A 20,937-nucleotide genomic window follows, 5' to 3' on the forward strand; every position below is an offset into this window, starting at 1 on the left:
CCTCCCCCTCTGACAATGCTGCGAATTCAGAACGTATTTCATTACCGAGGTGAACAGCCTGAATCTGACTGGAGCCTCATTGCCGGCGGGTCGGGCCGAACCAGGTGGCGAGGGCGGTCCGTAGCGCGGACGTGTCGGGCGCTTCTTCGGCGGCCGCCGCCCAGGCGACATGGCCGTCGGGGCGGATGAGGAGGGCGGCGGGGGCGGGGATCTCGCCGACGGCCGGGACGGCCCAGCGGTCGTCCTCGCTCCGGGCCTCGACGAGGTCGACGCGACCGGCCCAGGCTTGCGCGACCGCCGCCACCTCGGCGCTGCCGCGCAGACTGAGCAGGACGGGGCGGCCGGCGTGCAGCAGCTCGTGGACGCGGGTGGCGCCGTCAGCCGTCTTGAGGTCGGCGTCGGGGACCCGGCGGCCCGCCAGCGGATGGTCGCCGTCGACGGGATACCGGATGTCCAGGGCGGTGAGCTTGCCGCACAGATGCCGGTTGACGTCGTCGAACACGAGAAGCTCGCCGAACACCTCACGCAGGGCGTCCGTCTGGGCGCCGGGGCGGGCCAGGGCCGACTGGGCCCGGGTGTTGTGCAAAACGCGCTCCCCGACGGGATGACGCTCGGCGTGGTAGCTGTCCAGCAGGCTCTCCGGGGCCTGCCCGCGCACCACCGAGGCCAGCTTCCAGCCGAGGTTGACCGCGTCCTGCACCCCCATGTTCAGCCCCTGGCCGCCGGCCGGGAAGTGGATGTGCGCGGCGTCGCCCGCGAGCAGCACCCGGCCCTCCCGGTACCGGTCGGCCTGCCGCGCGGCGTCGTTGAACCGGGAGACCCACCGCGGGCTGTGCATGCCGAAGTCGGTGCCCGCGAGCCGCACCAACGACTCCCGGAGCTGCTCGAACGTCGTGGGTTCGTCGCGGTCCACGACACGGTCGTAGTCGGAGGTGATCACCCGGTACCAGCCCGGCTCGAAGGCGATCGCCGAGTAGTCGCCCCCCGCACAACGCCGCACCCAGACGTAGTCCTCGGGCAGATCGGGGAGTTCGACGTCACCGATCAGCGCGGTCATCGTCGCCTCGGTGCCGGGGAAGCCGATGCCTGCCAGCTTGCGCACCGTGCTGCGTCCGCCGTCGCAGCCCACGAGGTAACGGGCACGCAGCGTCGCGGCTGCCCCCTCCCCGGTCCGCAGCTCGACCGTCACGCCGGCCTCGTCCTGCCGGATTCCGCTCACCTCGGACGACCTGCGCACCCGCACGCCGAGTTCCGCGGCCCGTTCCTCCAGCAGCCGCTCGATGTCGGACTGCAGGATCATCAGCGGGTAGGCGTGCCGGGACTCGGACTCGTCGAATTCCAGGTAAAGGCCGGAGAAATGGCCCACCGCCTGCGGTTGACCGACCGCCAGGAAGCGATCCAGGATTCCGCGCTGGTCCAACACCTCCAGGGTGCGGGAGTGCATTCCGCCGGCCCGCGACTCGCCGGTCCGCTCCGCGAGCCGCTCCAGCACCACCACGTCGACGCCCGACAGCCGTAGCTCGCAGGCGAGCATCAAGCCCGTCGGCCCGGCGCCCGCGATGACCACGTCCGCGTCGATACCGGTGTTCCCCACGTCGTTTCCCCTCGTCCCATCGTGCCTCTGACTTCGTTGGATCACCCCGGTCAGGGAGCGGCGGTACCGGCCGGCAGCCCCTCGGTGACGGTCGCGGCGACCTGGCCGATGTGGTCGGCGAGGTAGAAGTGGCCGCCGGGGAAGACCTTCAGATCGAAGGCCCCGGTGGTGTGCTCCCGCCAGGTGCGAGCCTCCGGGACCGTCACCATCGGGTCGCGGTCACCGACCAGGACGGTGACCGGAGCGGCGAGCGGCTCTCCCCCGTGCCAGCGGTAGGTGCCGAATGCCCGGTAGTCGGCTCGCAGCGCCGGCAGGACCATCTCCAGGATGTCGGGGTCGTCGAGCATGCTCTGGTCGGTGCCGCCCAGCTCGCGCACGTCGGCCAGCACCTCGCCGTCGTCGAACAGGTCGTAGCGGATGTCGGACCGGATGCCGGGGCCGCCCCGGCCGGAGAGGAAAAGCCGCTGGGGGCCGGGCAGTTCGATTTGAGCGAGCAGCCGTGCCGTCTCGAACGCGACCAGCGCGCCCATGCTGTGGCCGAACAGGGCGTACGGCCGTCCGCAGTCCGCGGCCAGTTCCCGGGCCAGTTCCTCGGCCACCGCCTCGGCGAGCGGGGTCAGGGAGGTGAACGGCGCTTCGCGGTACCGGTCCTGGCGCCCCGGGTACTGAACGGCGACCACGTCGAAGTCCGCGGGCAGGGTACGCGCCAGCTGCGTGTACGCCGTCGCCGAGCCCCCCGCATGAGGGAAGCACACGAGCCGCGGCCCGTACCCCGGGGCCGTGGTGAAGCGCCGGAACCACGTACTGTCCACCGTTGGTGTGTCCCTTCGTCTCGGGAACGAGGGCTCGTCCCGGTCCGCGTCGCCGCTCACGCCCGAGCATCACGTCACATCCTCGACAGGTGCTCGCAGGGCGGTGGAGAGCCGGCGCCCGGAGCGTCCGCGTCCCCGCGTACCACCACGGGCAGACGCCCGGGGTCAGGTCGACGCCGATGAGCGCGATCGGGAAGACGATCGAGATGCCGCGCCTGACCGTCTCCACCTCCCCGGGCTGCGACGCGCGCCCTCCAGCGGCAGGCTCCGTGGTCGGCCCTCGCGGGACAGCCCTCAGTCGTTACTCGCGCACCCGAGCGGTCGCCGTGGGATGCGCGTCGCCGCCGTTCGCGCCCAGGCCCGCGAGCAGGCGCAGCCCGTCCTCGGCGGGGCTTGCGGCAGGCGCGGACAGCACTATCAGCTCCATGCCCGACTCATCCGGCAGCGCGAAGTTCTCCTGGTGCAGCTCCAGCAGTCCCACCAGCGGGTGCCGGTAAGCCCTGCGCCCGTGCGTCCGGGCGCGCACGTCCGCGCGGGCCCAGAGGCGACGGAAGCGCTCGCTGCCCATCGCCAGCTCGCCGATGAGCGAGGCCAGGCGGGGGTCCTCGGGGTACTTTCCGGCCGCCAGGCGCAGGTGCCCGACCACGTCGGTGGTGCATGTCTCCCAGTCCGCGTAGAGGCCGCCGTCGGCTTCCTCCAGGAAGATGTGCCGGGCCGTGTTCAGGCCGGGCACGGGGCGGTCGAAGAGCAGCCCGGCGAGGCGGTTCACGGCGAGCACGTCCAAGCGGTGGTCCATGATCAGCGCGGGTGCGTCGGCGATCAGGTCGAGGACGCGCAGCAGTTCCGGCCGGGCACGCCCGCTCGGCTCCTTCGCCCGACGGCGGCGCTGCCGGGCGAGCCGGTCCAGGTGCCCGCGTTCGGTCTCGTCGAGGGCGAGGACGCGGGCGAGCGCGTCGAGGACCTGCTCGGAAGGCTGGGTCGCGCGGCCCTGCTCCAGCCGCACGTAGTAGTCGACGCTGACCCCGGACAGGTGCGCGACCTCCTCGCGGCGCAGCCCCGCGACCCGGCGGCGGCTGTCGGCCGGGATACCGACGGCTGCCGGGTCGACCCGGGAACGCCGGGTGCGCAGGAAGCTCGCAAGATCGTCCATGCCTCCCAGTATGGCCTCGGCGGTGCTCGCGACGGTGTTCGCGAAGGTGGTACTGCCGATACCAGGAAGTCCGGTCCGACGGAAGAAGCGCCCCTGAACACGGGCCGCCCCGGCGCCCAGGATCGAAGGCATCCGATCCCAAGGAGTTTCCCGTGAAGACGCTGATCGTCCACGCCCACCCGGAGCCGAAGTCGCTCAACAGCTCGCTGAAGGACCTCGCGGTGTCCACGTTGGAATCCGCCGGGCACGAGGTGCGGGTGAGCGATCTGTACGCGATGAACTGGAGGGCGGTGGTGGACGCCGCGGACTACGGTCCCCACGCCTCGACTCCGTTGAAGGTCGCCCTGGACTCGGGCCGGGCCTTCGACGCCGGGACACTCACCCCGGACGTGCGCGCCGAGCAGGAGAAGCTGCTGTGGGCCGACACGATCATCTTCCAGTTCCCGCTGTGGTGGTACACCATGCCGGCGATCCTCAAGGGTTGGGTGGACAGGGTGTTCACGTACCGCTTCGCTTACGGCGTCGGCGAGCACAGCGACACCAAGTACGGCGAGCGCTTCGGCGAAGGCACCCTCGCGGGCCGCAGGGCCCTGCTCTCGGTGACCACCGGCGGCCCGGAGTCGCACTACTCCGCTCGCGGTATCAACGGACCCATCGAGGATCTGCTGTTCCCGATCCACCACGGCATCCTCTACTACCCGGGCATCGAGGTGCTGCCGCCGTTCGTGCTCCACGGCGCCGACCGGATGACCGACGAGGAGTACGCGGACGTGGCCAAGGCGTGGGAGCAGCGCCTGCTCACCTTGGAGTCGACCGAGCCGATCGCGTTCCGCCGGCAGAACTTCGGTGACTACGAGATCCCCTCCCTGCACCTGAAGGGGGGACTGGAGCCCGCGGGCCGCACGGGGTTCGGACTGCACGTACACGGCTGACAGCGGGCGGCGGACCGCGGACGGCGGACGGCGGACGGCGGACGGCGGACGGCGGACAAGACGATCCGGTCCCGCAGCCGCGAAGCCAGGCGCACTCTTCGCCTCCTACCGCGAGCGACGTCGTCCGCACCGAATCAGCGCGGAGCCCGGAGGCAGCCCGGGGGAGCGGGTGCGTCCCGGTGAGCGCGCGGTGAGAGGCATCACCGCGGCCGGGCGCCGGGCTTGGGGCACCGGCACGGTCAGGTGGCGGGCAGGCGCATGCCGAGGCGGGTGCTCAGGGCCCGAGCGGTGGTGCGTACTTCTTCGCCGGTGTCGCCCTTGACGACGGCGGCGAGAAGGGCGAGTGCGAGTTCGGCCTCACGCTGGGTGAGGATCGCCAGCCGCTGGGGGGCGACGTCGGCGTCGAGTTCTTCGGCCACGATGTCGGTGTAGAGGTCGTCGAGGGTCACGCAGGACCCAACGCGCGGCCGGGCCACCGGTTACTGCGGCCGGGGGCCGGCCTTGCCCGCCCCGGTATCGCCGGGGTGCCGCCGCTCCGGCCCCTCCGGCTCGTCAAGGACGGGTGCCGGGGCAGCGTCACCCGCTGACGACGGAACAGCCCCCCGTGCTGCCATCGGCCAGTCCGTGCCTGACGCTGCTCCAGCGCACCGACCCCGTGCTCCAGGGCACCCACCCCGCGGGGCACCGCCGAGTTGCCGGATACCACTTACGAGCCCACAAGGCCCGACCCACGCCCGAACGGGCGTACCAGGAACTCCGTCAGTGGTCGACGAAGGTCAAGCTCGTCGCGTCGTAGCGGGCGCCCGCGATCTGTTCGCGCGGAGCCGCGGCCTCGATGGCTGCGAGGTCCTCCGGCGTCAGCGCGATGGACAGGGCCGCGAGGTTTTCCTCCAGGTACTGCCGGCGCCGGGTGCCGGGGATCGGCACGACGTCCTCGCCCCGGTGCTGCACCCAGGCCAGTGCGAGCTGCCCGGCGGTGATGCCCTTGGCGGCGGCCAGTTCCTCCAGCTTGGCGACGATCGCCAGGTTCCGGTCGAGGTTGCCCTCGGCGAACCGCGGCTGCGTGCGCCGAACGTCGTTCTCCGCCAGCCCCTCGACCGAGTTGTAACGTCCGGTCAGGAAGCCCCGTCCGAGCGGGGAGAACGGGACGAGGCCGATGCCGAGCTCGCGGCAGACCGGGGCGGCCTCCGCCTCCAGGTCGCGGGTCCAGAGTGACCACTCGCTCTGCAGCGCCGTGATCGGGTGCACGGCGTGCGCCCGGCGGATGGTTTCCGCACCGGCCTCCGACAGCCCGAGGTGGCGGACCTTGCCGGCCTGTACCAGCTCGGCCATGGCGCCGACGGTCTCCTCGATCGGCACCTGCGGGTCGACCCGGTGCTGGTAGTAGAGGTCGATGTGGTCGACCCCGAGCCGGCGCAGCGAGGCCTCGCACGCCTGGCGCACGTAGGCGGCGTCGCCGCGGATCAGGGTGGGCTCGCCCAGGCGGTTGGCGAAGCCGAACTTCGTCGCGACGACCGCCTCGTCACGCCGCCCGGCGATGGCCCGCCCGACCAGTTCCTCGTTGTGCCCGGCGCCGTAGAAGTCGGCGGTGTCCAGGAGCGTCACCCCGAGGTCGAGGGCACGGTTGAGGGTCTCGATCGACTGCGCGTCGTCCGAGTCCCCGTAGCCGTGGCTCATCCCCATGCAGCCCAACCCCTGCGCGGAGACAGCGAGTTCGCCCAAGTGCCGGATGCGTACGTCGATCATTGTGCTGCCTCCCGAGCTGGAAACCGTCTGCCCACGACGCTAGGACCTGGAGCGCACTCCATGTCAAACGATCAAGCAACCGGTCGGCCGACCCGGCCGACTGGTCGACTCCGGCAACCCATACCGGTCGGGCCACCCATGGGGGCCGTGCCGCAGCCCGTGCCTCCGACGCCCAGCCCGCCGCCACGCCCGTGCCCGCTCCCGCCCACCTCGTACGTTCCCGCGGCCACGGGCCGGTAGCCCCGGCCGGCGATCCAGGAGTCCGCCGGCGCCCGGCGGCCGGCGTCGGCTGCCGGCCGGTGCTCAGTGGCGGTACGCGGCTGTCGCGATCTCGACGAATGATCGGAGCAAGGGGTTCGTGTCACATTCGTTCCACACTGCCACCACCCGGCTCGGCGCCATGTCGACCAGCGGTACCACGGCCGGTTCCGCGGGAAGGCCGTGTCCGAGGGGCGCCAGGCCGACCGTGCCGTTCCAAAGCACCGCCTGCAAGGCACTCCTGGACGCCGCGCACCACAGGGCCCTCGCGCGGCCTGCCGCCGTGCCAGTACGACTGCCAGAGGGGGTCGTGCCCCGCGGGAACCGGAACCAGCGGCGGTCGGCCGGCTCGGCCGGCCGCAGCCGCTCGCGCTCGGCCAGCGGATCGTCGGCGCGCAACACCACGCCGACCGGATCGGTTCGCAGCGCACGCACCGTCAGGGCGGTCTCGTCGAACGGCGCCCGGGTCAGGGCGAGGTCGACCAGCCCGGCGCGCAATCCGCACGTCGGGTCGGCCAGGTCGGTGTCGCGGACGCGGATGTCCATGCCGGGATGGCTTCGGCGGTAGGCGCCGGCCAGCCTGGACACTCCCGGGTCGGTGCCGTCACCGAGGATGCCGACGGCGATGGCCGCGACGCCGTATCGGTGGTGGGTCCCGGCGACGGCGAGACGATCGTTCTGGGCCCCACGCGCATGCGCGTTCTGGAGGACGGCAGCCACACCGGGTACCGCCTCGCGCTCGCCGAGTCCGTCCTCGCCCCGCACACCCAGGGACCGCCGCAGCACCGTCATGGCCACTTCTACGTCCTTTCCGGCGCCGTCCGGTTCACCGTCGGGGACGAGGACCACGACGCCACCACCGGCACGCTCGTGATGGTTCCGACAGGCCCGCCGTCATGCTCAGCACGTTCACCCCCGACCTGTACGTGCAGTACTTCCGGGACCTCCAGGCGGCGCTCGGCAGGCGGCCGGCCGCTGACACGTGAGGCCGACATCGACGCGATGTACCGCTACGCCACCGAGCCCGCGGCCGATCCCGCAACCAGCCCCGCAACCGAACCCGTCGCGGACCTCGCCTGAAGCCGAGGGACGAAACGACCCGGTCCACCGCTTTCGACCGCGCGGCGGCGCCCGCCCTCCCTACGCGCCTACACGCGAGGTGTCCGCCCCTCGGAGAGTGGATCAGGCTCTGACCTGCTCCAGTCGTCGGACGCGCCCATGCGCTGAGTGCCGACGACGGACAGCAGACGCAGCGCCTCCGCCGACCGCGAACCGGGGGCGGCGGTGTAGATGACGAGTTGCTGGTCCCGGTCGGCGATGTCCAGGACGTCGCAGTTCACACTCACAGGGCCGGCGAGAGGGTGCTCGAAGGTCTTGCAGAGAGTGGGACGGACGGTCACGTCGTGCGTGTCCCACAAGCGGCTGAACTCCTTGCTTCCCGAGCGGAGTTCCTCGACCAGACCGGTCACCTCCGGGTCGTTCGGGTAGCGGGCCGCGGCCGCCCGCAGGTGCTGGGCCGACGTCCGCGCGAACTCGTCGGCGTCCGAGACGCCGTACAGCCGTCGACCGTGCCGGTGCGGGCCGAGGAAGGCGCGTCGGATGAGGTTCCGGTCCCGACGCGACAGGGCGGAGAAGTCCTCCATCAGGGCGGCGGCCAGGTCGTTCCAGGCGATGACCTCGTACGTCGCTGACATCACGATCGCCGCGGTCTCCGGTAGCCGTCGCAACAGATCGACGATGCTCTGTCGCACTTCCCGCGACGGCCCCGGCCGCGGTCCGGGCGGAGCGCCTGCGAGGTGGTGGAGGTGGTCGCGTTCGGCGTCCGACAGACGCAGCGCGCGGGCGAGCTGGGCCAGCACCTCACGAGAGGGGCGCGGGGCGCGGGCCTGCTCCAGCCGCGTGTAGTACTCGGTCGAGATGTACGCCAATTGCGCCACCTCGTCACGGCGCAGTCCCGGGGTGCGGCGGCGCACCCCGGCGGGCAGTCCCACGTCGGCGGGGAGGATGCGCTCGCGCCTGCTGCGCAGGAAGCCACCGAGGTCTCGTCGTACTCGTTGATCCACCTCCCCAGTGTGCCCGGGCGCCGGGGTACCCAGCCAGGTACTGCCGGGGCCTGGCTGAGCACGCCGACCGGGCGCAGGATCGTCGGCATGAACGACACACCGACCGCACCGACCGCCTCCACCACGACCTCGGGCCTGCTCACGGACAAGGTCGCCTTCATCACCGGTGCCGGTCGCGGCATCGGCGCCGCGGCGGCGCGGCTGTTCGCCCGGGAGGGTGCCCGTGTGCTCCTCGCCGCACGCACCGAGTCCCAGCTCAAGGCGGTGACCGAGGACATCCGGAGCGCCGGCGGCACCGCGGACTACGTGGTCTGCGACCTGGCCGACCCGGCAGGCGTCCGCGCCGCCGTCGACCGGACCGTCGAGCTCTACGGCCGGCTCGACGTGGCCTTCAACAACGGCGCGACCGGCCAGCCGCCCGGCCCGATGGACCAGCTGTCGGAAGCCGATTTCGACCACGTCTGCGCCGTCAACCTCAAGGGCCCGTGGCTGGCCATGAACGCCGAGGTCGCGGCCATCCGCGCCACCGCGAAGCGCGGGGCCATCGTCAACACCTCCAGCGTCGGAAGCCTCATGGGCAATCCCCAGCTCCCCGCGTACGGCGCGGCGAAGCGGGCGGTCAACAGCCTCACCGCTTCGGCAGCCGTCACGTACGGACCGGAGGGCATCCGCGTCAACGCCATCGCGCCCGGCACCACGCTCACCGAGATGCTGTACGAGTGGGACGAGAGGTCACCCGGCACCATCGACCAACTCAACGCCCAGACCCCGCTGCGCCGCGCCGCCGACCCGGACGAGATCGCCCAGGCCGCCGCCTGGCTCCTCAGCGACCGCTCCTCCTACGTCACCGGTACGGTCCTCCGGGTCGACGGCGGAATGCGCGCCTGAGAGTCGGCTGCCCTGAAAACGGCGGAGAAGCCGGTCCGCGAGGTTCGGCAGGAGCGGCAGCGCTGCGGCTCCTCGTCACCGGCCCCCGTCCCGGCACCGCCGGCCACCCCCGATCCGTCAGGTCATCGACACTGCCGAGGCGGGTTTGGGGAGGTTGACTTTGCCGTTGCGGCAACTTCTACGGTCGTGTGTGGCCGGAGGGTCCGGTCGGGATGGGAGTCGGTGATGGCCTGGTCGATCGCGGAGGTGGCCCGGATGTCGGGTGTGACGTCGCGGACGCTGCGTCATTACGACGAGGTGGGCCTGTTGCCTCCGGCATGGGTGGGGAGCAACGGCTACCGCTATTACGGGGAAGACGAGTTGCTGCGATTGCAGCAGATCCTCGTGATGCGGGAGCTGGGCCTGGGGTTGGTGGAGATCGGGGCGGTACTGGCCGAGCAGGTCGACCAGGTGGAGGCCCTACGGGCGCACCACCTTCGGCTCGTGGCCGAACGGGATCGCCTGGACACGCTGGCCCGCACCGTCGGCCGCACCATCGCCGAGCTCGAGGAAGCGAGAGGCAAGGACGAGATGACGAAGATCAACAGGCCGGAGAACCTGTTCGAGGGGTTCGACGGCACACGCCAGTCGCAGGAGGCGCGCGAGCGGTGGCCGCAGGCGTGGGAGCAGTCCCGGCAGGTCATCGAGACGCTGTCCGCCGAGGAGATGGAGCAGTGGCAGCGTGAGGTGACGGCGCAGATGATCCGCGTCGCGGAGTTCATGGCGGCCGGCACGCCGGTGGCCGATCCCGCGGTGCAGGCGGAGATCGACGCCCACTACCGGGGCGTGTGCCGGTTCTGGACTCCGAACGCGACCGCGTACAAGGGGCTGGGTCGGACGTACGTCGAGGACCCGCAGTTCCGCGAGAACTTCGACAAGATCGCCGAGGGCCTGGCCGCCTACCAGCGCGACGCGATGGTCGCCTACGCCGACACCCGCCTGAGCTGATATGCGGGCTTCCCGCACCGGGCCCGCGGCCTCGCTCCGGTCACCGCCTGCCCCTGTGGTGTTCGAGTGCGTCTACCTCACTTTCGAACAGGCAGAAATCTGTGCCAGCCGGAGTAGACATTGGATGCCTCGGTGGTTATGGTTTCTCTCGTAGCCGAGATCAGAAGGGCCCGGCAGAGATGAACTGCCGGGCAGCGGTACCGCAGTACAGGCAGTTGCAGTTCGCAGGACGGTGCGGTGGTGGAGTGTCGAAGCCAGAGCAGTCGTATGACGGCGACGGGACTGACGACCGGACCGGGTGGCCCGCGGTGATCAGGGGGCGCCATGAGCAGTACCAGCAGTGAAGTATGTGAGTGGTACCTCGGTGAAGGCGTCGGGCTGCGGGCGCGCGCACCGGGAGGTTCGGCAGTGGGGTTCTAAGCCAGAGCGGACGCAGGATGGGCGACGGGGCTGGCTGCCGAGGAGGTGGCGCTGTGTGAGGCCACCGGCAGTACGCAACACCAGCAGTACAAGCAGTTCGCAGTGCAGCAGTAAGAGCAGTACGCAGTTCCCGTTTGGTAAGTGATTGATTCAGAGGGAAAGAACGGAGGAGCCAGGCGCCATCAGGATCGCCCGGACGGAAGCATTGAGTTCGGGTACCGCAGGACATCGATAGTGAGGTGGTCTCCGGTCACGCATCCGCGATCCCCGCATCCCCGGCAGCGTTCAGGCCGGCCGTGCGGAAACAGAGGGCCGGCGCAGTATGAGGGCCGGCAGATGGTGTGAGTAGTTCCTTCGGGGCCCGGGTGCCGGTACGGCACCCGGGCCCCTCAGCGTGTGCGACTCCGGCGCGTTCAACCGACAGAGAGGTTCGATGACAGCAGACGACACGTTCGGCCGTCTCGATGACGACGACTACCCCGCCTACACCATGGGCCGGGCCGCCGACATGCTCGGCACCACCCAGGGCTTCCTCCGCGCCATCGGCGAACACCGTCTCATCACCCCCTTGCGCTCCCCGGGCGGCCACCGCCGCTACTCCCGCTACCAGCTCCGCATCGCCGCCCGAGCCCGCGAACTCGTAGACCAGGGCACCCCCATCGAAGCCGCCTGCCGCATCGTCATCCTCGAAGACCAGCTCGAAGAAGCCCAACGCATCAACGCCGAATACCGGCGTACCACCGGGTCCTCGACCCCACCGGCCGCAGCCTGAAGGCGTTCGGATCGGCTGCACACCACCCCGGCCACCCCGAGCTTCCGGGGCGGCCCTTCCGCACCGCGCCCCATGGCGTCCAGGAGATCTGGATTGTGCCGTGGGAGATCACTTCGTCTCGGTGAGCGAGGGGACGCCGTGGGAAGAGTGGGGACTGTATCGGGCCGAAGGCCCGTTCAGGGGTGTCGAATCGGCTGGTTCATCGAAGTCGTGCCGCCGTTGGTGTTGCGCAGGCGCGTGATGATCGTGGCCAGGACGCTGGCCAGTCCCGGGCTGACCAGCAGCAGCCGACTCGTCGGTCGTCGCTGATGATCATTCAGATTCACTATGTTGCAGTCGACTTCAAGCCATTTGGTCACCGTTGTTCGAAGGGTGGGCCAGCGGCGCACCGCTATGATCGGATCATGGGACCCCTGAAACCGAATCTCATTGAGCTCATAGTTGGCCTCATCTGCTTTTGCGTGGTCTTCGCCACCTTTGCCAAGGTTCTGCTTCCCAGGATCGGGAAGACCCTCGCAGCGCGTGAAGAGGCCACTGCGGGCACGCTCGAGCGGGCTGAGGCAGTCCAGCTGGAGGCGCAGCGTGTTCATGCCGAGTATCAGGCAGAGTTGAGCGCCGCCCGTCACGAGGCCGCGCAGATCCGCCAGGCCGCACACGAGGAGGGTGTCACCCTCCTCGCCGCTGTCCGAGCGGAGGGGCAGAAGGCGCGCGAGGGAATGGTCGCCGCGGCCACCGTGCAGCTGGAGGCCGACCGCGTGATCGCCGAGGCCGAGCTCAGGGAGGACGTTTTCGGGCTGGCCACCGAGCTGGCCGGACGCATCATCGGTGAGCCGATCATCGACCTCGATCGTGCCCGTGCCGTCGCCGACGAGTTCTTCTCCGACGCGGAGGCCAACGCCAAGAGCTGAGCTTGAGGCAACTCCTGCGCACCAGGGCCGATCGCCGGGCGGCGGATGCTCATCCTGCTGGACAATGCGCAATCCGTGGACCAGGTGCGTCCCTTGCTACCCAACAGCCCGGGCAGCGTCACGGTCGTTACCAGCCGCTCCCGTCTTGCCGGCCTGACCATCCGGAAAGCAGCCGTGCGGATCGACGTGGACCCTTTGTCGGAAATCGCGTCCGTTCACTTGTCACGTATTGGCGAGGATCATCGGAGCGACCGCGTTCATGCCGAGCCGAAAGCGGCGTCTACGCTCGTGGCACTCTGCGGCAATCTCCCGCCGGCGTTGCCCCTCACGGCAGAGCGCCTCGCGCGCCACCCCATCACTCCCATCTCGGACTGGGTGGACATGATGACCCGCAATCCTGACCGGCTCGAAAGTCTGGACGCTCCGGATGATCCGGCTACCTCGCTTCGAGCAGTTTTCACCTGGTCCTATCTGGCGCTGCCCGCAGGGACGTCGCGACTGTTTCGGAAGCTCGGGCTCAGTGGCGAACCGGAATTCGAAGCGTCGCAGATCATCCGTGCTTTCGCTGAGGAAGAAGCAGTCGAGGCGCAACTGGCCATGCTCGTGGACTCCAGTCTTCTCACCTCGCCCACCCCTGGCAGATACCGCCTCCACAAACTGGTTCACCTGTACGCACGGGAGCGCACCGAGGCAGAGGAGCGCTCCGCACACCTGGTCGACTTCGCCCGGCGCCTGCGGGGCAGCCGGAGAGGTAGGCAGACCGCCGGCACGTGCGGTCGCCCACCAGAGTTCCCGTTGGTACAACGGGCCGGTACGGACCGCCGTCACGCCCGACAACTGCGCGGGGCCCCGCCGACATCCCCCACCGCGCCCACAGGGACGCCCCGGCGGAGCACCGTTGGAGCGCGGCGTGGCTTGGCCCCGCGATGCGGCAGCTGCCGGCCCTCGAATCCCGCCTTCACCAGCCCCGGTGCACGGGAGGGGTGACGGCGGGAGAAGGGCGGTCAGTCCTTCAGTCGTTCGTCGCGGACGGGGATCCAGTCCAGGGCGGACCGGATCCCTTCTTCCAGGGACAGCTGTGGGGTCCACCCCAGGAGTTCGGCCGCGCGGTCGCTCTTGGTGTAGCCGCCGGCCACATCACCCGGGCGCGGGTCGGCGTCGACCGTGGCCAGCGGCGTGTTGACGACGGCGTTGAAGGCGTCGCACAGCTCCCGGACGGTGGTGCCGTTGCCCGTGCCCAGGTTGATCGCGGTCGAGCGCTTGGAGGCCGTGAGGATGGAGTCGAAGCGCTCGATCGCCGCGATGTGGGCCGCGGCCAGGTCCCAGACGTGCACGTAGTCCCGGATGCCGGTGCCGTCGCGCGTCGGGTAGTTCGTCCCGGTGATCGGGAACGGCCGACCCTCCTGGTGGGCCTGGATGAGAACGCCGAGGGCGTGGCTGGGGCGCTTGAGCTGAAGGCCGGTGCGCAGCTTGGGGTCGGCCCCGACCGGGTTGAAGTACCGCAGCGACAGCACGCGCGGCCCGGCCACGGCGATGTCGGCGAACATCTCCTCGCACACGGCCTTGGTCCGCGCGTACGGGCTCTGCGGCGCCAACGGCGAGTCCTCGTTGACGGGGGAGCCGTCCTCGGCCCGGTAGATGGAGGCCGAGGAGCTGAAGACGATGCGGTCGCAGCCGTTGCGGTGCAAGTGGCCGACGAAGGACAAAGACTTGCTGACGTTCGCCTCGTAGTAGCCGATCGGGTCCGCCACGGACTCGGGCACCACGATCAGCGCGGCGCAGTGCACCACAGCGGAAATCTCCGGGTGCTCCGAGAAGATCTCGTCCACCAGCGCGCCGTCGGCGATGTCCCCCTCGTAGAAGATCCGCCCATCGGTGAACTCGCGCCGGCCTCGGACGAGGCTGTCGAGAATCACGGGGGTAATGTCCGCATCCAGGCAGGCCGAAGCGACTGTGCTTCCGATGTAGCCGGCACCTCCGGCGATCAGGACGGTCGTCACGATGCAACTCTTCCCGGCCTCGACGGCCCAGTAGGCGACCAGCAGAAGGCTAGCGGAAAGGCGGCGCGCCCCGGGCGCGTCAGCCGCCGGCCGCGCGGCGGCTCAACCGGAGGTTCAGCCAGTCAGTTCACTGAGGGTTCCGGTCGTGTTTCCGAGCTCGCGGCGGATGAAGTACTCCGTGCCGATTACCGCTTCCCGCTCAGCGGCCGGCATGTGGCTCAGCAGAGCTGGGAGCGAGCGGCTGCGGGTGGATTCCGAGCGATGGGCCCGGATCGCCGCCCACTTGCGATCCGCCCACGGCCGCACGTCCACCGCCACACTGATCATCTCGTCCGGGACCGTCCACAGGCGTTTGCCGACACCCGCGAGGACCTTTGCCAAGAGCGTGCTCGCCGATGCGGGGTGCGCGGAGAGATACAGGGCCGTGGGCTGCCACGCGGGACCGGCGTCCGGGAACAGGTCCTCGAGTCCGGCGGCGTGCGCGGCTAGCACCATGACCCGGTGCGTGTGCACGTGGTCCGGGTGCCCGGAGGAGCCGTAGGCGTCGTGACTGAGGAGGATCTGCGGCCGGAACGAGCGGATGTGAGCTACGACAGCCCCCACCGTCTCCTCCAACGGGACGTCGCAGAACCGGGGCCGCCCCGGTGCCGATTCGGGGACTTCGAGGTCGGCATACCCGAGCATCCGCGGTTCCCCCGCCCCCAAGAGCCGGAGGGCGTCGGCGAGTTCGGTCGCGCGATGGCTGCCGGCGGCCCAGGTGGCGGTGACCACACCGGTCCGGGCACCGACGGAGGAGTGCTTGGCGAGGAGCCCTCCGGCGACGAGGGCCTCATCATCGGGGTGGGCGTAGAACGCGAGGGTGCTGGGTGCGGGCATGGACGGCTCCGGTCTGTTGCAGGTGACAGCCAAGTGATCCGGGCGGTACAGCGACAGGGCGGCCGGTACGGCCCGGGAGGGTGGATTACTGCGTTGTGGTGAGGAGGGTGGCGGCGCCCGCGGCCAGGAGCCGTAGTCCCGGATACGTCAGTAGCATGCCGCCGTCCGTGACGAAGACGACACCCGCCCCGTCGATCTCCAGGCCACCGTCACCGGCGACGACGACGCCGGGGCGGAAGCGCCGCCGGCGAAGCACAGCTGCCCGCCTGAAAGCGGCGAGCTGCGGATCAGCTCCTGCCACTCCGCGACCGGGGCGCGCACCTGGCTGTACCGGATCGCGACCGACGCGAACGCCCGCCGGGGGTGGCGTGCAGCCCAAGGTCAAGACGCCGGTGCGCTGGTCCAGCGTGCCCGCCCAGGTGGGTCCGAACCACCCTCCGCAGGGGTGCCACGGACACGTAGTGCCGCGCGGCCGCACCGGCGGGGTTTCGCTGCCATTCGTCCCAGTCGAGGACGGCTTTGGTTCGAGGTGGGTGCGGTGGCGCGTGCCGGGCAGCGCTTGGACGGGAGTTGGACGCGATCCGCGACGAGGTGATTGCCGGCCGCGGCGAGAAAGACGCCGCCACCGGCAGGGCGCCGGGCAGAGTGACGTCGACGGCGGACGTGACCATCTCGCCCGTCGCCACGTCGATCGGCTCGCCGGCCGTGGGACGCGACGCGCATGATGCCGTAGCCACCACGGACCTGGCGAAGGCGTGGACGGAGGTATCCGGCGTCGAGGGCATCGGGCGTCAAGCGCATCAGCTGCCCTTGCCGGCCCGCGGCGAGGGCAGGACCAAGATCCGCCGCGGGGATTCCACCGAGGCGATCATCGGCGCCGTCATCCGCCCGCAGCTCTTCGTCCTCGGTCGCCACGACCACACGGGCCGGCTCCGCGCGGTCGGCCGCGCGGTGTCCCCGCGCACGGAGGCGGCCCACTTGGTCGCGGAGCACTTGGCCGCCGCCGGCCCCGGACATCCCTGGGAGGGCCTCACGCTCGCCGCGACATGGGGGTCCCGTGACGTCCTGGACGTGCGCCTGGTCCGCCCCATCTGGTGGCCGAGATCAGCGCCGACCAGGCCGTCGACGGGGGGCGGCGTATGGCGCCACCCGCTCCGCTTCAAACGGCTCCTCCTGGATACGGGTGTGGGGGACGTTCCCCGGTCCGGCGAGGGTCCGGCGACGGCTGCCGGCTGACCCGTTTCCGGTTCTGGTTCGCGAGTGGTTGCGGGGCTAGGGGTTACGTCACGGGGTCGGCGGGTTTCGTGACGCCCGTACGGTCCGCCGCGGCGGCGCCGTCACCCGGTCCGGCCCCCTGCTCCTTCAGCCGCGCCCGGTAGGCGCGCGAGCGGCAGCGGGGCGAGCAGTAGCGGGGCGGACGCCCACCGGCCCGGTCCGGGCCCGCGGCGGGCACGGCCACCGCCCCGCCACACCCGGGACACCCCGTGCCGACCGCGGGCCCACCGGCCCCGGGCCCGGCAGACGCGGGCCCGGGCACCGGCGGGGCCGGGGCGGACGCGGGCACGGCCGGGGCGGACGGGGCAGGCGCAGACGGGGCGGGCGGGGTGGGGGTGGGCGGGGTGGGGCGGTCCGGGTGGTCGGTCAGGCCCTGGCGTTCGGCGATGACCCCCGCCTGGAAGCGGCTGTGCGCACCGAGCCCTTCCAGCAGCTCGGAGACGTGACGGCGGCAGGTGCGCAGGGAGATGCCCAGGCGGCGCGCGATGGATTCGTCCTTGAGCCCCTTGGCGAGCAGCACGAGGATGCTCTGCTTCATCGTCTTGGACACGTCGTGCGCGGCCTGCGGCCCCGTCGCGAACGGCGCGGCGTTCTCCCAGTCCCGCTCGAAGACGTCCAGCAGGTAGGCCAGCAGGTCAGGCTCCCGGATCAGCAGCGCGCCGCCCGACCTGGCCGGCAGCAGGGCCAGCGACCCGTCCACCACGATCATCTGCGGTAGTACTTCCGGCAGCGTCCGGATCTCGGCGCCCGCCCCGATGAGCTGCTCCGCGTGCAGCCGCGTGGGCTGGTCGAACCGCGTCGCGTGTTGGTAGAGGCTCCGCATCCGGATGCCCCGCCCGAGCAGTGCCAGGTCGCGCGGCAGCGCCTCCCGTAGCGCCGCGGGCGGGAACGAGCCGCCGTGCTTGGAGACCAGCACCTCGCTGCGGCAGGAGTCGATCACGTCCGACAGCAGCGAGCGGACCGCCAGCTTGTCCGGCAAGTGGTCGATGGTCCCCTGCGGGAAGACGTGTTGGCGGGCCTGGAGGTAGACCGGCATCAGCGCGGCCAGCCCGTCGCGTTGCAGCTGGATGCGCCGGCGCTGTTCCCGCAGCGCCTCTTCCTGCGCGCGCAGGGCCGTGTCGCGGTCCGACAGCAACTGCGCGGTGGCGGCCTGGGGGCTCACCGGCTGCCAGCCGGCCGGCTCTCCCGCCCCGTCGTCGGCGGGGAGTTCCGTGAGGAGGCAGGAGTCGGTGAGTGTCCCTAGGGCCGCCAGGCAGGCCCGCGGGTTCACTCCGGTCTCGGCCGCTGCCTGCGCGAGGGTCGCCGGGGTCAGGCGTTCGTGGATGACCGTCCACCGGTAGAGCAGGACGGCCGCGCTGTCGAGGCCGGGTACTTGGGCCGCCGTGCCGGGTCCGCTGTCCGTCTCCATCGCATGCCTCCTAAACGTGCCTGGCAGGATCATGATCCCTCCTCGGGGATGCATGTGCCATCCATCCACTGGCAGTGTGGTGACCACGGCAGGGACGGCTCCCCGACCAGGAGCACCGCCAGCCGTGGCCGAACTGTCGCCGAGACGAGGGGAATCGACGCCATGCGCGCAATCGTGGTGCGGACACTGTTCGCGGTCGTACTGAGCACGGGGATCGTGTGGGGCGGCGCCGCCGCGGCCACCGCCGATGTGCACGGGACGACGGTCACCGACCCGCCCGGCGGCGGACACGGCAACAAGCACTGCCTCGTGACGACGGCTTGGGGCGACTCCTGGTGCCCCCGCAAGCCGCTCGACTGAGCCGCCTGGGAGACCGGGTGCGGGGGCAGCGGACTCCATCCGCTGTCGGTTGGGTGGTTGTGGGCCCGACCCGGTCGCCGGCAGGGCGCGTCGACGGACGCGTCCGGTCTCTCGTGCGTCGCCGTACGCGGCGCACGGCTCCGATCAATCAACGGAAGGTTTTCCCGTGCGCTTCGCCATGCCCCGAACCGCCCCCCGCAGACTGGCCGCCGGCCTCTGTGCCGCCGCCGCCCTCGTGGCCGTCTCCTCCGGCGCCGCGAGCGCCGCCGAGGAGTACCGGATCTACGGCGGCTCGTACGCGAGTTACGCCCAGTGCAACCAGGCCGGTTCGCTCACCGTCGGCCTGGGCCTGTACAGCCGCTACGAGTGCAACCCCAACGACAGTTCCAGCCGCTACCTCCTCTGGTACGTCGACTGACGGACGGCCCGCCCGGCCCCCTCCCCGCTTTCCACTCCTCGCATACCTCGTTCCCCATACACGAAAGGCTCTTTGTCATGCGCATGTCTGGAAGGACCCGTGCCCGCTGGTCCGCCTCGGCCGCCCTCCTGGCCGCTCTGGCAGGCGGCGCCGCCGCACTCGCCCCCGCCGCCCAGGCCGCCCCCGCCCCCGGCGGCGCTTCCGTCCAGTCCGCCGAGCGCAGCACCAGCGTCGTTTTCGCCAACAGCACGGGCCGCCAACTGCTGCGCACCGGCTCCGGCCTGGACCACGGGTGCTGGTCCCGGGACGGCCTGCCCCCGGACGCCATCGCCAAGACCGTCTCCGCCTCCTGGAGCAGCGAGTCCTGCGGGTTCGCCACCGGCACCCAGGGTCACGTCACCTACAACATCGCCGGTACGGCCAAGGACGTGACCATCCGCTGGAACAACCCCTACGCGGGCAGCAACTCCTACAGCTGCGACGCCCCCGAGGGCTACGAGTGCAGCCGCTCGGGCGGTGGCGGGAACAACGCCACCGTCAACTTCGCCCTGACGGCGAAGTCCACCGCCCGGCTCTCGGCCCTCTCACAGGCCGGAGCCCTCGCGGTCACCCCCGTGCGCAGTGTCCGCGTCACGGTGGTGAACCAGTCCGGCGCCCTGCTGGCCCGGACCGGTGCGGGCCTGGACCACGGCATCTGGAGCGGTGACAACCTGCCCCCGTCGATCATGAACAACGGCGCGGTGGCCCGCTGGCAGAGCGAGTCCGACGGCTTCGCCACCGGGACGGAGGGCTCGGCCGAATACCAGATGTCCGGCGGCGGCAAGGTCGTCTTCCGCTGGGACAACCCCTTCTCCGGCGGCAACTCCTACGACTGCCAGGTTCCCGCGGGTCACTCCTGCTCCCGGGCCGGCGGCGGAGGCAAGAACGCCGACGTCGTCTTCACGGTCAACTGACCGCCCTCACCCCGCCCCCGCACGTCACCGGCATCCACCGGAATGAGGAACACCCCGATGCGCAAGTCCCTCGTCGCGGCACTCCTGTGCCTGCCCCTGCTGGCCGTGGCCGCTCCCGCCGCCCAGGCCGCCGATTCACGGCCCGAGACAGCCCCCGTCTCCGCCCTCCAGGTCCCCGTCCGCACGGTCACCTGGGACCTGACCTCGACCAATCCCAACACTTTGCGCGCCCGCTACTCGGACTTCATCAGGTCGCTGCGCAACACCGGCACCATGGTGGGCGGTTCCGGTTCGGACGCCGTGTGGGAGACCAGCCGCGGCAATGAGGTCATCGCCGTCAACGCCACCTACACCTGGCAGGAGAACGGTCAGGACGTCAGGCGGACGGTCACGCTCTACCTCACCGCCAACAACCTCTACCTGCAAGGCTTCTCCACCGGGAACGCCGGAAACGTCGTCCAGTTCAGCCAGGTCGGGGAGCAGGAACCCTTCGACCTCGGCCATGCGCTCGGCCGCAACGCCATCGTCCTGCCCTACACCGGGCGCTACGGGGGCAACCACAGCCTGGAGCACGGCGACAGCCAGAGCAGGCAGCTGTGGATCACTCCGAACGGGGTGTGGGGCAACATGAACGCCCTGTGGGAGTTCGCCCGCGACGGAGGCGACGCGAACGCGATCCGCAACCACCTGGTCGCCGCGATCGCCCTGACCTCCGAGTCGGCCCGCTTCCGCAACATCGAGGGCACCGTGCGCCAAGCCCTCGGCGGCGGTGCCTCCCTGACCGCCCAGGAAGCCGCCGAGGAGAACGACTGGGGGCGGGGCTCCCGGTGGATCTACCAGGAGCGCAACGGCTCGCGCCCGACGCCGACCGACATCGGCGGCGCCACCGTGACCACGTACGCCCAGGCGACGCATTACATCGCCATGCTGCGCAGCGACCAGAGGTAGCGGCGAGCAGCGCACCGCCCCGTACGGGTCCCGTACGGGGCGGTGTCGTGCCGTCTCGCCGGCGCGGCAGCGAATGGAGGGACAAGCCCCGCCATACGGGTGATCATCTATCCGCCCGATGCCAGAAGAAGATCGTCCGCCCACGTAACGACCCGCCGCGGCCTGTGCA

The 20,937-nt window shown here is 70.9% G+C and carries 21 protein-coding genes and 2 pseudogenes; 10 read left to right on the forward strand and 13 right to left on the reverse strand.

Features of this window, described 5'->3' with window-relative positions; translation table 11 throughout:
• Positions 1-76 precede the first annotated feature (76 nt).
• The 3 genes from ACV7NM_RS34820 to ACV7NM_RS34830 all read right to left on the reverse strand — a co-directional run bounded on the left by ACV7NM_RS34820 (position 77) and on the right by ACV7NM_RS34830 (position 3,556).
• Entirely contained in the window at positions 77-1,594 is a 1,518-nt protein-coding gene (locus ACV7NM_RS34820; protein ID WP_463414412.1) for an FAD-dependent monooxygenase, read from the reverse strand.
• A gap of 50 nt (positions 1,595-1,644) precedes the next feature.
• Positions 1,645-2,406, reverse strand: a complete 762-nt coding sequence (locus ACV7NM_RS34825; protein WP_463414413.1) for a thioesterase II family protein — start codon at positions 2,404-2,406, stop codon at positions 1,645-1,647.
• Between the two features lie 301 nt (positions 2,407-2,707).
• On the reverse strand, positions 2,708-3,556 hold the full coding sequence (locus tag ACV7NM_RS34830; RefSeq protein ID WP_463414414.1) for a helix-turn-helix transcriptional regulator: 849 nt from the start codon (positions 3,554-3,556) through the stop codon (positions 2,708-2,710).
• A gap of 152 nt (positions 3,557-3,708) precedes the next feature.
• Between ACV7NM_RS34830 and ACV7NM_RS34835 the strand changes: the two genes are divergently transcribed.
• Positions 3,709-4,488, forward strand: coding sequence for an NAD(P)H-dependent oxidoreductase (locus tag ACV7NM_RS34835; protein WP_463414415.1), 780 nt, complete (start codon positions 3,709-3,711; stop codon positions 4,486-4,488).
• A 239-nt stretch (positions 4,489-4,727) separates the two neighbouring features.
• Here the strand turns inward: ACV7NM_RS34835 and ACV7NM_RS34840 are convergent, their stop codons facing one another.
• The 3 genes from ACV7NM_RS34840 to ACV7NM_RS34850 form a co-directional block, all read right to left on the reverse strand.
• Positions 4,728-4,937: a hypothetical protein gene (locus ACV7NM_RS34840; RefSeq protein WP_463414416.1), complete on the reverse strand. Its 210-nt coding sequence runs from the start codon at positions 4,935-4,937 to the stop codon at positions 4,728-4,730.
• 310 nt (positions 4,938-5,247) lie between these two features.
• The gene (locus tag ACV7NM_RS34845; RefSeq protein WP_463414417.1) at positions 5,248-6,234 is read right to left on the reverse strand and encodes an aldo/keto reductase; all 987 of its coding nucleotides are present in this window, start codon (positions 6,232-6,234) and stop codon (positions 5,248-5,250) included.
• Positions 6,235-6,537: 303 nt separating this feature from the next.
• A complete protein-coding gene (locus ACV7NM_RS34850) occupies positions 6,538-7,038 on the reverse strand; it encodes a LysR substrate-binding domain-containing protein (protein WP_463414487.1) in 501 nt (166 codons plus the stop codon).
• 147 nt (positions 7,039-7,185) lie between these two features.
• On the opposite strand from ACV7NM_RS34850, the pseudogene ACV7NM_RS34855 reads away from it, so the two are divergent.
• Positions 7,186-7,572: pseudogene (locus ACV7NM_RS34855) on the forward strand (cupin domain-containing protein).
• 68 nt (positions 7,573-7,640) lie between these two features.
• Here the strand turns inward: ACV7NM_RS34855 and ACV7NM_RS34860 are convergent.
• Complete coding sequence (locus ACV7NM_RS34860) at positions 7,641-8,555, reverse strand: helix-turn-helix transcriptional regulator (RefSeq protein WP_463414418.1); 915 nt, start codon at positions 8,553-8,555, stop codon at positions 7,641-7,643.
• Positions 8,556-8,642: 87 nt separating this feature from the next.
• On the opposite strand from ACV7NM_RS34860, the gene ACV7NM_RS34865 reads away from it, so the two are divergent.
• From ACV7NM_RS34865 to ACV7NM_RS34875, 3 genes are all read left to right on the forward strand, one after another.
• Positions 8,643-9,443: an SDR family NAD(P)-dependent oxidoreductase gene (locus tag ACV7NM_RS34865; RefSeq protein ID WP_463414419.1), complete on the forward strand. Its 801-nt coding sequence runs from the start codon at positions 8,643-8,645 to the stop codon at positions 9,441-9,443.
• 225 nt (positions 9,444-9,668) lie between these two features.
• On the forward strand, positions 9,669-10,430 hold the full coding sequence (locus tag ACV7NM_RS34870) for a MerR family transcriptional regulator (RefSeq protein ID WP_463408529.1): 762 nt from the start codon (positions 9,669-9,671) through the stop codon (positions 10,428-10,430).
• An 853-nt stretch (positions 10,431-11,283) separates the two neighbouring features.
• Positions 11,284-11,622 carry a MerR family transcriptional regulator gene (locus ACV7NM_RS34875; RefSeq protein ID WP_463414420.1) on the forward strand — a complete coding sequence of 113 codons (339 nt, stop codon included), beginning with the start codon at positions 11,284-11,286 and terminating at the stop codon, positions 11,620-11,622.
• Between the two features lie 176 nt (positions 11,623-11,798).
• On the opposite strand, the gene ACV7NM_RS34880 is transcribed toward ACV7NM_RS34875, so the two are convergent.
• Positions 11,799-12,212, reverse strand: coding sequence for a hypothetical protein (locus ACV7NM_RS34880; protein WP_463414490.1), 414 nt, complete (start codon positions 12,210-12,212; stop codon positions 11,799-11,801).
• Here ACV7NM_RS34880 and ACV7NM_RS34885 point away from each other — a divergent pair.
• A complete protein-coding gene (locus tag ACV7NM_RS34885; protein WP_463414488.1) occupies positions 12,111-12,530 on the forward strand; it encodes a F0F1 ATP synthase subunit B family protein in 420 nt (139 codons plus the stop codon). The genes ACV7NM_RS34880 and ACV7NM_RS34885 overlap by 102 nt on opposite strands.
• Positions 12,531-13,534: 1,004 nt before the next feature.
• On the opposite strand, the gene galE is transcribed toward ACV7NM_RS34885, so the two are convergent.
• From galE to ACV7NM_RS34910, 5 genes and pseudogenes are all read right to left on the reverse strand, one after another.
• Positions 13,535-14,530 (reverse strand): UDP-glucose 4-epimerase GalE, encoded by a 996-nt coding sequence (gene galE / locus ACV7NM_RS34890; RefSeq protein WP_463414421.1) that lies wholly within the window; start codon positions 14,528-14,530, stop codon positions 13,535-13,537.
• A gap of 114 nt (positions 14,531-14,644) precedes the next feature.
• Positions 14,645-15,406: a PIG-L deacetylase family protein gene (locus tag ACV7NM_RS34895; protein WP_463414422.1), complete on the reverse strand. Its 762-nt coding sequence runs from the start codon at positions 15,404-15,406 to the stop codon at positions 14,645-14,647.
• An 85-nt stretch (positions 15,407-15,491) separates the two neighbouring features.
• Positions 15,492-15,662, reverse strand: coding sequence for a hypothetical protein (locus ACV7NM_RS34900; protein ID WP_463414491.1), 171 nt, complete (start codon positions 15,660-15,662; stop codon positions 15,492-15,494).
• A gap of 400 nt (positions 15,663-16,062) precedes the next feature.
• Positions 16,063-16,191: pseudogene (locus ACV7NM_RS34905) on the reverse strand (hypothetical protein); the annotation flags it as partial.
• A gap of 494 nt (positions 16,192-16,685) precedes the next feature.
• Positions 16,686-18,089, reverse strand: a complete 1,404-nt coding sequence (locus ACV7NM_RS34910) for a helix-turn-helix transcriptional regulator (protein ID WP_463414423.1) — start codon at positions 18,087-18,089, stop codon at positions 16,686-16,688.
• Positions 18,090-18,251: 162 nt separating this feature from the next.
• On the opposite strand from ACV7NM_RS34910, the gene ACV7NM_RS34915 reads away from it, so the two are divergent.
• The 4 genes from ACV7NM_RS34915 to ACV7NM_RS34930 all read left to right on the forward strand — a co-directional run bounded on the left by ACV7NM_RS34915 (position 18,252) and on the right by ACV7NM_RS34930 (position 20,768).
• Complete coding sequence (locus tag ACV7NM_RS34915) at positions 18,252-18,449, forward strand: hypothetical protein (protein ID WP_463414424.1); 198 nt, start codon at positions 18,252-18,254, stop codon at positions 18,447-18,449.
• A gap of 166 nt (positions 18,450-18,615) precedes the next feature.
• Positions 18,616-18,867 (forward strand): hypothetical protein, encoded by a 252-nt coding sequence (locus ACV7NM_RS34920; protein ID WP_136215290.1) that lies wholly within the window; start codon positions 18,616-18,618, stop codon positions 18,865-18,867.
• Positions 18,868-18,950: 83 nt separating this feature from the next.
• A complete protein-coding gene (locus tag ACV7NM_RS34925) occupies positions 18,951-19,820 on the forward strand; it encodes a Crystal protein ET79 (RefSeq protein WP_463414425.1) in 870 nt (289 codons plus the stop codon).
• Positions 19,821-19,877: 57 nt separating this feature from the next.
• Positions 19,878-20,768: a ribosome-inactivating family protein gene (locus ACV7NM_RS34930; protein WP_463414426.1), complete on the forward strand. Its 891-nt coding sequence runs from the start codon at positions 19,878-19,880 to the stop codon at positions 20,766-20,768.
• Positions 20,769-20,937 lie beyond the last annotated feature (169 nt).

The sequence above is a fragment of the Streptomyces sp. Tek67B01 genome, assembly GCF_055231995.1.